Source organism: Seonamhaeicola sp., from assembly GCF_028281565.1.
Taxonomy (GTDB): Bacteria; Bacteroidota; Bacteroidia; order Flavobacteriales; family Flavobacteriaceae; genus Seonamhaeicola.
This window is the reverse complement of sequence record NZ_JANQJQ010000042.1, coordinates 68,368-79,353: the sequence shown is the minus strand read 5'-3', so window position 1 is coordinate 79,353 and position 10,986 is coordinate 68,368. Positions and strand designations below refer to the sequence as shown.

General features: G+C 35.0%; 13 protein-coding genes and 1 tRNA gene. 3 read left to right on the top strand and 11 right to left on the bottom strand.

What is annotated here, in order from left to right; all coding sequences use genetic code 11:
- Positions 1-32 precede the first annotated feature (32 nt).
- The 10 genes from Q0983_RS17365 to Q0983_RS17320 form a co-directional block, all read right to left on the bottom strand.
- A tRNA-Thr gene (locus Q0983_RS17365) sits at positions 33-106 on the bottom strand.
- 103 nt (positions 107-209) lie between these two features.
- Positions 210-512 (bottom strand): ribosome-associated translation inhibitor RaiA, encoded by a 303-nt coding sequence (raiA, locus tag Q0983_RS17360; protein WP_299556151.1) that lies wholly within the window; start codon positions 510-512, stop codon positions 210-212.
- 37 nt (positions 513-549) lie between these two features.
- Positions 550-1,437, bottom strand: coding sequence for a tyrosine-type recombinase/integrase (locus Q0983_RS17355; protein ID WP_299556150.1), 888 nt, complete (start codon positions 1,435-1,437; stop codon positions 550-552).
- A 95-nt stretch (positions 1,438-1,532) separates the two neighbouring features.
- Complete coding sequence (gene rpsU / locus Q0983_RS17350) at positions 1,533-1,727, bottom strand: 30S ribosomal protein S21 (protein ID WP_299556149.1); 195 nt, start codon at positions 1,725-1,727, stop codon at positions 1,533-1,535.
- Positions 1,728-1,826: 99 nt separating this feature from the next.
- Positions 1,827-2,993, bottom strand: a complete 1,167-nt coding sequence (locus Q0983_RS17345; protein WP_299556148.1) for an acyl-CoA dehydrogenase family protein — start codon at positions 2,991-2,993, stop codon at positions 1,827-1,829.
- An 11-nt stretch (positions 2,994-3,004) separates the two neighbouring features.
- A complete protein-coding gene (locus Q0983_RS17340) occupies positions 3,005-3,874 on the bottom strand; it encodes a helix-hairpin-helix domain-containing protein (RefSeq protein ID WP_299556147.1) in 870 nt (289 codons plus the stop codon).
- 17 nt (positions 3,875-3,891) lie between these two features.
- Entirely contained in the window at positions 3,892-5,496 is a 1,605-nt protein-coding gene (locus Q0983_RS17335) for an alanine/glycine:cation symporter family protein (RefSeq protein WP_299556146.1), read from the bottom strand.
- A 93-nt stretch (positions 5,497-5,589) separates the two neighbouring features.
- Positions 5,590-6,630 (bottom strand): potassium channel protein, encoded by a 1,041-nt coding sequence (locus tag Q0983_RS17330; protein WP_299556145.1) that lies wholly within the window; start codon positions 6,628-6,630, stop codon positions 5,590-5,592.
- Positions 6,631-6,634: 4 nt separating this feature from the next.
- Complete coding sequence (locus tag Q0983_RS17325) at positions 6,635-6,859, bottom strand: PspC domain-containing protein (protein ID WP_299556144.1); 225 nt, start codon at positions 6,857-6,859, stop codon at positions 6,635-6,637.
- Between the two features lie 36 nt (positions 6,860-6,895).
- Positions 6,896-8,167: a DUF2851 family protein gene (locus Q0983_RS17320; RefSeq protein WP_299556143.1), complete on the bottom strand. Its 1,272-nt coding sequence runs from the start codon at positions 8,165-8,167 to the stop codon at positions 6,896-6,898.
- Positions 8,168-8,488: 321 nt separating this feature from the next.
- Between Q0983_RS17320 and Q0983_RS17315 the strand changes: the two genes are divergently transcribed.
- Both Q0983_RS17315 and Q0983_RS17310 read left to right on the top strand, forming a co-directional pair.
- Positions 8,489-8,791 carry a hypothetical protein gene (locus tag Q0983_RS17315; RefSeq protein WP_299556142.1) on the top strand — a complete coding sequence of 101 codons (303 nt, stop codon included), beginning with the start codon at positions 8,489-8,491 and terminating at the stop codon, positions 8,789-8,791.
- Positions 8,792-8,920: 129 nt separating this feature from the next.
- Positions 8,921-9,316, top strand: coding sequence for a DUF2721 domain-containing protein (locus Q0983_RS17310; protein ID WP_299556141.1), 396 nt, complete (start codon positions 8,921-8,923; stop codon positions 9,314-9,316).
- An 18-nt stretch (positions 9,317-9,334) separates the two neighbouring features.
- Here Q0983_RS17310 and Q0983_RS17305 read toward each other — a convergent pair whose 3' ends face one another.
- Positions 9,335-9,901: a VOC family protein gene (locus tag Q0983_RS17305; protein WP_299556140.1), complete on the bottom strand. Its 567-nt coding sequence runs from the start codon at positions 9,899-9,901 to the stop codon at positions 9,335-9,337.
- Between the two features lie 180 nt (positions 9,902-10,081).
- Between Q0983_RS17305 and Q0983_RS17300 the strand changes: the two genes are divergently transcribed.
- Positions 10,082-10,984 carry a DUF1080 domain-containing protein gene (locus Q0983_RS17300; protein ID WP_299556139.1) on the top strand — a complete coding sequence of 301 codons (903 nt, stop codon included), beginning with the start codon at positions 10,082-10,084 and terminating at the stop codon, positions 10,982-10,984.
- Positions 10,985-10,986 lie beyond the last annotated feature (2 nt).

Below are 10,986 nucleotides of genomic sequence, written 5' to 3'. Positions count from 1 at the left end.
AATCTCCTGATAACGTTTTTCAAAATTTCAAGAGCCGATAGAGGGACTCGAACCCACGACCTGCTGATTACAAATCAGCTGCTCTAGCCAGCTGAGCTATATCGGCGTTTTTTATACAGTTTTACGCATAAAAAAAGTCCGCTATTTCTAACGGACTGCAAATGTATTGATTTATTTCTTTATTCAAAACATTTTTTAAGAAATTTTCTCTATAAATGTGCTCTTAATTTCTCTTTTCGTTTTTTTAGTTGTCTTTCTAAAGAAGAAGCGGCCATATCTGCACCTTCTTCAAAGGTTTTACATTGTTTTTTTACTACAAAACTGTCTCCCGGAACACTGACTCTAGCCTCGAAAACTTTGTTCTCTTTATCACTGGTATTTTCCACTTTCAAATAAACATCTGATTTAATTACTTTGTCATAAAACATATCAAGCTTATCCATTCTTTTTTGAATGAAATCCAATAGCTTTTTGTCTGCATTGAAATTAACTGATTGCGTGTTTACTTTCATACTTTTCTTTTTTTGGTTAGACAATGATTTAGAAATACTATTTTTTACCTCTTGGATGTGCCTTAATGTGCACTTTTTTTAATTCGGCTATACTATTATGAGTGTAAATTTGTGTGGCAGCCAAACTAGAATGTCCCAAAAGTTCTTTTACAGCATTTATATCGGCACCTTGGTTTAGCAAATGAGTTGCAAAAGAATGTCTTAATATGTGAGGACTTCTTTTGACTTTGGAAGATGCCTTACTAAAATAGTTATTTATTATTCTGTACACAAGTGTTTCGTAAATTTTAATCCCTTTTTTGGTTAAAAACAAGCTGTTTTTAGCTGTGATACTTTCCAGTTTTTCCCGTGCAATTAAATAGTTACGCATTGTTTTTTGTACTGAATCTAATAACGGTACCAAACGCTCTTTATTTCTCTTTCCTAATACTTTTAACATTTTATTATCTAAATCAATACTGGCCAGTTTAAGATTAACTAATTCTATTCTACGTATTCCGGTTGAATAGAATAATTCTATAATCAATTTGTCACGAATGCTTTCAAAGTCGTTTTCATCAAAATCATCCAGCACATCAATTATTTCTGATTCAGAAAATGGCACTTGTACTTTTTTACTTGTTTTTAGAGCCTTGTGTTTTGCCAACGGATTGATTTTAATATCCCCGACTTTTAACAGGAATTTATAATAGGTATTGAGTGCAGAAATCTTCCTGTTAATACTCCTGTTAGACATACCGTTTTCAACCATTAAAACTATCCAGCTTCTTATTTGAGCATAGTTTACCTCATTAATACTATTGCTTTGATATTCTGAATTAATAAATTCTGAAAAACTTTCTAAATCCTTTTGATAAGCATTTACAGTTAAAGTAGAATACTTTTTTTCTAATAATAAATAATCTGTAAATGATGATAATGACATTCTTAAGTTAAAAGTACAAAGTTAAAAGTACAAAGTTTTGAGAATAAAAAAAATCCCGCTTAAAGCGGGATTTTAATTTTATCTAAATGCAACAATTAAATATCTTCTGCATCTCTTAATCTTTGTATGTATTGCGCCTTTTGAATTTGCGCTCTACGTGCTACTGAAGGTTTGGTAAATTGCTTACGTGTCTGTAATGCTCTTTTTGTACCTGTTTTATCAAACTTTCTTTTGTAACGCTTTAGCGCTCTATCTATATTTTCTCCTTCTTTAATTGGTATTATTAACATAGTGTCTTAACCTCCCTTCTTTTAGAATGCCGTTTGTTTGTTAAACGGGGTGCAAATATATAAATAATTCTGAATTCCAAATCCTGAATTCTTATTTTTTTATGTAGCCGGTTTATATTCTTTTTTATCGATCACCATCCTGGATAAGATCTCTTTTAGGATTTCCGAAGTGCCACCTCCAATTGGGCCTAATCTACTATCCCTTAACATTCTTGCCAGAGGATAATCTTCCATGTAGCCATAGCCACCTAAAAACTGCATACACTCATAGATAACAGCGTCTGCCATTTTTGTGGACTTTAATTTTGAAATAGAAGCTTCTTTAACCACATAGTCACCCTTATCTAATCTGGAGGCTACCGCATAGTTATAGGCTTTACAAATCTCCATATCAGCATACATATCTACATACCTATGGCGCAATGCCTGAAACTTGTCCAGTTCTTTTCCGAACGCCGTTCTTTCAGACATATAGTTTAAGGTGTACTCCAATGCAAATTCCGCCCTTGCATGCGCATTAATACCCATGACCAAACGCTCTATAGCGAAATGTTGTAAGATATACGAAAACCCTTGATTTTCTTCTCCCAACAAATTACCGGCGGGAATCTTTACGTTATCAAACGCAATTTCTGCAGTATCTGAGGCCCGCCATCCCAGCTTATCTAATTTAGTAGCTGTTATACCCGCAGTATCTCTATCTACTACAAACATGCTCATGCCTTTATTCCCCAATTCCGGGTTTGTTTTTGCAGCAACAACTAAATAGTCACTGTAAGCGCCGTTGGTAATAAATGTTTTTGACCCGTTTATAATATAACTATCACCTTCTTTTACCGCCGTAGTTCTTATTCCTGCCACGTCACTTCCTCCTGAAGGTTCTGTAATACAAAGACATCCCAATTTATCACCCGCTATACTCGGTGCCAAATACTTTTGTTTGATCGCTTCACTTCCCTCGGCATTAAGGTGTGTCATAGATAAGTACACATGTGCCCAAACCGAAGCAGCAAAACCGCCAGAGTTTATTCTTTGAAGTTCTTCCTGAAGTATTACCGTGTAAAAAATATCAAGGTCAGATCCTCCATAGGCTTCCGGGTAATGAATACCAAAAAAACCCATATCCCCAATTTTTTTCCAAATTGAAGCATCTATTTTACCTGTGCTTTCCCACTCATCAATATTAGGGACTACTTCTTTCTTTAAAAAGTTACGTAGACTCTCTCTAAAAAGTTGGTGTTCTTCAGTGAAGTACATACTATTCATTTGCATTTTTTTTAATCGAACGACAAATATAATTCAATTATCTCGATTTTATTGACAGGAAAGTCTTTAACTTTTGTTAATTCATCTAGAGATTTATAGCCTTCCAACAATGTTCGCTGCTCAATTATATTGTGTGCAATGTCGTAATCTATATGCTGAATGGTCACTAACTCATCAACCGTAGCCGTATTTACATTTATTTTTTGAATTTGCCTGGGTGTTTTCACCGTGAACTCATTTGTTAAACGCTCCATAACTTCCGGTGTCAAGCCATAAACATCCAATAATTGGGCATCCCCTATAAAACCGCCTATGAATTTATTTCTATACTTTATGATTCTATCTGAAAGGACCTCCCCTATCCCATTAATGCTTTGAAGCTGTTGAGCTGTAGCTTTATTTAAGTCTTGCTTTTGTTCATATGTCTTTGGACTATTATTATATGTATAGCTCGATCTTGTTTTCGGTGTTGGATTTGTAACCCAATCCGGGAACTTAAAATAAGGTGCCAGTGCATTTAAAAGCGAATCTGATACTTTTGTGATATCCTGAAATTGTTTTGTGGAATGTATCCACTTGTCCTGCTTTCTAAAAGCTAACAACCTATCAATTTCTTCGTTAGCCATTCCCAGAGTAGCGCCTTTATGATCTGTAATATAATTTGGATTGAAAGGAAATATCTCAGGGCTTCCGGATTCAATTTCAATTTGTTTAAGGGAATCTATCTCTTTATTGAAACCGTCCAGTTGCTCTTGATTGATAACAACTTCTCTTGAAGAAAAATCAATAAAAAAATAAGCACACTGAAGTAGAATAATGAGTAGTATCAATAAAAAAATCCCATTTCGCTGTCCTTTAGTAAACGTGAAATGGGATTTCATATTTTTAAAATTGAAATTTACGCTCTGGCTTCTTTTATAGCATCCAAATATCTTCTAAGTTGCTTTTTAACAACCGGGAATAAGAAATATAATCCAATCATATTAGGGAATACCATAGCAAATATCATAGCATCAGAGAATGCCCAAATAGAGTTCATACTTGCAGCCGCTCCAATAATAATAAACAATAGGAACAGTAATTTATAAACCAAGTCTGCTGTTCTTCCTCTACCAAATAAGAATTTCCAGGATTGTAATCCGTAATAAGACCAGGAAATCATTGTTGAAACTGCAAATAGCACTACTGCAACGGTTAAGAATATATTTGAATAGGGAATATACTCGGCAAATGCCTGAGATGTAATGCCCGCTCCTTCATATCTCATACCATCAATTAAAACACCTCCGGTACCATCACCTCCATACTCAAAAATACCGCCAGTATTGAAAATGATTATTACTAACGCTGTCATAGTACAAATAACTACGGTATCTATAAAAGGCTCTAGCAAAGCTACCAATCCTTCCGAAGCAGAATACTTAGTTTTCACTGCAGAGTGTGCAATGGATGCAGAACCTGCACCTGCTTCATTTGAGAAAGCCGCACGCTGGAAACCAACAAGCAATACTCCTATAACACCGCCTACACCAATAGCTCTTGGATTAAAAGCTTCTGTAAAAATCAAACCAAAAGCATCATCAACAAATGAAAAGTTGCTGAAAATAATATACAAGCATGCTACTACATAAAGAACCGCCATAAAAGGTACTATTTTTTCAGTAACCGAAGCAATACGTTTAATACCTCCGATTATTATAATTCCAACCAAAATGGCCATTACCAAACCTATTATAGCTCCTGCACTGGTACTTTCCCATCCCATAAGTTCTTTAAGCACTACAGTAGCCTGGTTAGACTGTGCTGCATTACCTCCTCCAAAAGAACCACCTATACAAAATATAGCAAAGAATACCGCTGCTATTTTACCTAAGGTTGCAAAACCTTTTTCCTTCAATCCTTTGGTTATATAATACATGGGGCCTCCGTAAACCGTCCCTTCATCATCCACATCTCTATATTGTACCCCTAAGGTACATTCAACAAACTTGGTAGACATTCCTAACAAACCACAAACAATCATCCAGAAGGTCGCTCCGGGGCCGCCTAATGCTATTGCCAAAGCCACTCCAGCAATATTTCCATTACCAACAGTTCCGGAAACAGCTGTTGCCAATGCCTGAAAATGACTAACTTCTCCCTCTTTACTTTCATCTCTAATGGTTTCAATAGCGTCACCTCCGGGAGTTACATCTCCATAAGCTGGTTCAACCACAGGATGGTCAACATCATCGTATTTTCCTCTCACAACATTTATGGCTTTCCAGAAGTACCTAATATTAGGGAACCCAAAATAAATAGTAAAAAATGCCGCACTACCAACTAATAAGAGTAATACAAAAGGAGTGTCGGCTATTTCAAAAAATATAACGTTACTAAAAAAATCTGACACGGGCTGAAACCCTTCGTCAATGCGCTGATCCAAACCTTTTTCTTCGGTTTCCTGAGCAAAAGTTAAAAATGGAAAAATAAGGGCAAAAATGGAAAGAAGGTATTTGTTCATAATTATTGAGTTAGTTAATTTCTAATGAAATATTGCTATTAATGGCGACAAGATGCTAAAAATAATTGACTATTTAAAATTCAATCAGAAAATTCAACCATTTTCAATTTCAATTTCGATATCGAACGCAGAATTTAACTCCTCAATTTGTTCCGGACGCCCTAAAACAATGATCCTTGAATTGGCTTCTAACAACATCTCAGGTTCCGGGTTTACCGTGTACTCCCCTTTTGAATCTTTATAACCGATAATGGTACAACCTGTTCTTTTTCTAAAGTCCAAATCTCTTATGGTTCTTGCTTTTTTAGAGTTATAAAGCTTTTCCACGGCTACCTCTTCTATATTTATATTAGATTCCCCAACAATTGACAGATTATCTATAAATTCCATTAAACCGGGAACTACTACCAAAGATGCCATGTGGTCTCCCCCTATCATATCAGGCAAAATAACATTATTGGCTCCGGCAAACTTCAGTTTGTTATAGGATGATTCCTGTGACGCACGGCTAATAATATTAATGCCCTTATTAATCTGTCTTGCAGATAACACCACGAAGAGATTATCGGCATCATTGGGCAACGCCGAAATAAAACTGGATGCCCTGTCAACACCTGCCAGCATTAACGTTTCATCTTCATTGGCATTGCCTATCACATAAGGCACACCATCTAAACGCAAACGTTCTTCAACTTCTTTGTCTTTTTCAATGACTACAAAAGATTTATTATGAGCCATGAGTTTTCTGGCAGCTTGTTTACCATTTCTTCCGTAACCACAAATTATCACGTGGTTTTTAAAACCATCAATCTGTTTTTGCATCTTTTTGTGTTTTATTTCTTCTATGTCATTTTTACTTAAAATATACTCAGTAATTATAGATATGGCATAACCTACAATGACAATACTGGCCAAAATTAAAAATATGGTAAATATTTTGGCTTGGTCATCCAGAGGTTCTACTTCTCCAAAACCAACGGTGGTCATGGTAATAACGGTCATGTACAGGGCATCAACCGGGGAATAATCTGAAATAAACATAAAGCCAATAACCCCAACAAGCATTAAAATAACAAGTAGCATTAAGGCTGTGTATATTCTTGACCGGAAAAGTTTTACCAAGGGGTTATTCATAAATCTATAAATCGAAAACTGATGAACGCTTTGTGTAAACTAAATCTTTAATGCGTATCCAAAATGCCAAAAACAAATACAAAGCAAACCCAAAACCAACCGTAACAAAGGTTAAATACATAAAGCTGGTACGTACCACTTTTGCCCTGATGCCTAACCTATCGGCAATACGCTGACAAACATAATAGCCGTGCTTTTGAAAAAATAAAAGTGGTTTATAAATGTTCATGCTGCAATTTAAACTTTAGTTTACAAGTTTAAAAGTTTATTTATTTAAAATTGAATTACCAATGGCACATTGTAAACATTTATTTTTATCACAATATGCTGTTTTAAGTTGAATTAAAGCCTGTGACTGTAATGCCGATTTTGAAATCTTCTTTAAACTATTGAAAGCCCCAATAATATTATTCTTTTCTGAAGTTACGTTATTGGCAATTTCTAAAATAATAGTATCAATAGGTTCTCCCTTTTGTTTGGCGTAACAAAACTTAATAGGTAAAATGGTGTTGATGAGCAATAAATCTATAAACGATTTGGTAATTGTTTTTGGTGATAATTTTGATGCCTTTTGAAAGGTATAGTGATTTTTCCAAAAGCCTGACGTAGATACTTTGAATAACTCATAAAAATCATCAAGGGTATTGGTTTCTATAATCTTTGAAAACACACTTTGATGTTCATGATACAAACCGGCAAGTTGAGACAATCGAATAGTTGGAAAATTTAATGGACGTAGTCTAAAAAACTGTAAAGGCAGAACGGCATCATTTTTCAAATTAAACTTTTGTTTTAAAAACTTGTATTCGCTTTTCAGGCTTAAAAAATAAGAATCTTCAATATCATTATCCAATAAACCGGCTTGTCCAAACAATAGTGCTTCTAAAGTTAGTTGATTAGATTGTATCTTTCTGATAATTGAAAAGTCAACGGATTTAGCCAAACTTAAAAACGATTCGCCGTTCACTTTCAATCCAAAGTTTTTAGTCAGCATCTTAAACAACACGGCTTCCCAATCGTTTTTGGAATTCAATAATAATTGTTCAATGGTATTAGCCTTTCGTCCTAAACGTTCAAAATATAAACGTTCCAACCAATGGCCTAAAATAAAATCATCAACACTGGCAAAATCTCGTTCACAGTTTATCCATTTGATCTGTTCTGAAAATAATTTTTCGTAATTGTTTATAACATCTTTTTCAACCAGTCCTTTTAACTCCAGTGTAGGGATTACGGTGTTATCTTTTCTGAAAACCTCAGTATCATCTTCCCAAACCACATGCAAAATGACGTTATCATAATTTTTGTCAGTTTCATGATTATGTAAAAACCAATCAGAAGATTTTATGTGTACCTCAACATTTCCTGCCCAAAGCTGTTCCTCAATCCTTATCTGTGCGTTAAAAAAGTCCGGTCCGGCATTTTGGTTATGAGCTCCGGCTGAGCTAATTTCAATGGCTTCTCCTCTTGTTGTTCTCAGGTCATGGTATTGAAACTTTTTGTACTTCCAGATATAATGTAAAAAATCTTCTTGCATGCCTTTAAATATAGAAAAATCTTACAAAAAAATAAAACATAATCATTTGCTATGTTTTAAAACTCATTTATGAACTAATTAAAAGTAGTCTTGTTATAATTTTACACCATAACTAAAAATATGATCTTATTATGAAATGAGCCATAATAACTAAACGGAATACCCACAAAACTGCGTTGCATTGAGCTTGTCGAAATGTTTAATGGCGAAATTATAGATTCACGAATTCATTAATTTGAAATAGAAACCATATGAGTAATTACATTCCTGTGCTGAGCGAAGTCGAAGCATGACCTATGTAGAACAATAAAATTTGAACAGATGAAAAAATTAATGTTATTGGTTTTCGCCTTGCTTTTAGCCATCGGCATAAATGCACAAGAAAAAAAGACTTTTGAAGGTGCCGTAGCTCATGCCCAATTAAATAAGGAAGAAACGACTAAAGTAATGGCTGTTCAAAAAGAAAAGAATGCTGCCATTAAAGCTATTAGAAAACAAAAACTTCATAAAGAAGTTGAAAAGGAAAAGATTAAAGAAGTAAAGCAGGCTACATCGAAAAAAATAAGGGCTATTGTTGGTAAAGATAAAATGAAGTTAATGAATGCCTATTGGAAGAAAAAATAGTGATTTAGTTATTATATTTATTTAAGTTTAAGTTTGGAAGGGAAACTTGTGTTTCCCTTTTTTTGTTTTATAACCAAACCATAGCTTTCATAAACTATTACTTTGTAATTTTGCTACAAACTTTTTTGCATGGAAGCCTTAACACTAACCACACCCGCTCTTTTATTTTCTGCTATTTCATTAATTATGCTGGCATACACTAACCGCTTTATAGCTTATGCTGCCACCATTAGAAATTTGCACGATAAATATGTTAAAAATAAGGACAGCGTACTTATGGCACAGATAAAAAATATAAAGCAACGGCTTTATTTAACGCGTTCTATGCAAATTTTAGGTATTACCAGCCTTTTATTGTGCGTACTAACCATGTTCCTTATTTATATAGACCAAAACACCGTTGCTATTTGGGTATTTGGTATTGCACTGCTTTTCCTTATTGCTTCTTTAGCTCTTTTAATTGTTGAAATTCAAATTTCTGTAAAAGCGCTGGAACACCATATTAGTGATATTGAGGGGAATTAATGAACCTGTGATATACGTTTATTCCCATGAGGAAAGCCCAATGATCTCGCCGTTTGGCCCAGTGAAAAATGTGTATTTATCACGAACGTAGTGCTCATTTTCCAACGCATACCCTTCTGCTTTCAACTTATCCCCGATCGGGCCGATGTCATTAACCTTAAGCATGAAGTGGTTGTGGTTGGTATTTCCGACGGGCCCTACTGTGTGCCAGTATTCCGGTGCGGTTAGTGATAAACCAATTGTCAAGTCATCTGCTTTTAGCTTCATAACCAACATACCTTCAATCCCCGGACCGTGAAGAACCTCAGCGTCGGACAGTTTAAAACCGAGAATCTCACGGTACAGCTTCAGGGTTTTCTCCAGTTCGAGGACATGCACGCAAATGTATCTCAAGCCGGTGACCCTTGCCTGTGATTGGTTTTCTTCATCAACAACTGGTAAATCTGATTGTTGAGCGTAACTAAAGCCTGTACCTGCGAGGATGAATACGGCAAAGAGCCAACAAATGAGGTTCAATCCAGTACTGTTTTCTTTTTTGCTCCTACCAGGAGCAATTTTCATAATAAATCCTGTAAAAAATGTCATTTATAAATGTGTTAGTTGATTTTATAGCTAAACTTATGAAAAAAAGCGAGAAAGTACCTTACATGCAAACTGAACAAAAACTGAACAAGCCCTTTTTAAAGCCAAATCTTCAATTTAAAAGCAGTCAAATTTTGTAAATTACTTCATGAATCATTTGAACTAGTTCAATCAGCATAACATATGAGATTTAACAAGATAGCTTTTTGTCTTCTTTTCTTAGCAATTTCCTGTTCAAAACAGGTTAAGAACAAGCAAAACACAGAGGTTCCCGAAGCAAATAATTGGGAGGCGTTAATTGACGCCGATTTATCAAAGTGGGACACCTATTTAAGTTACAAACTCCAACCCGGATACGATGGAACGCAGCCCAAAAATGAACAAGGTGAATTAATTCCTCCAATAGGGCTGAATAAATCTGGCTATAATGTTTTTACAACGTTTCAAGAAGGAGGAGATACTATCATTAGGAATAGTGGTGAATATTATGGTTGTTTGATCACCAAAGAGGAATATGATAATTACCACTTCCAATTGAAATATAAATGGGGTGATAAAACATGGGCTTACAGAAAACATTTGCTTAAAGATTCAGGTATTTTGTATCACTCTATCGGGCCTATGGCAGTTGAATACTGGAGATCCTGGATGCTGTCTCAGGAATTTCAAATTATGGAGGGACATACCGGAGACTTTTGGAGTCAGGCAAATTCAGCTATAGATATAAGAGCCTATAAACCGGAATCTAATTTGGATCCGATGGCACATGAGTCTCAAGATTATATACCCATTACTATGCATGGTCCATACGGCAACTATTGCTTGCGAAGTGGTAATTATGAAAAACCTCATGATGAATGGAATACATTGGACTTATTTTGTTTTGAAGGTAAAAGCCTACATGTGGTAAACGGCGAAGTGGTCATGATCTTAAAAAATTCCAGGTACATAAATGAAAACGGTGAAGGCGTACCGCTTATCAAAGGGAAGATTCAATTACAAAGTGAAGCAGCTGAAATATTCTTTAAAGACATTAGAATAAGAAAAATAGATTCATTAACTCCAAAGCAGAAAGTCCTTTTCTAATT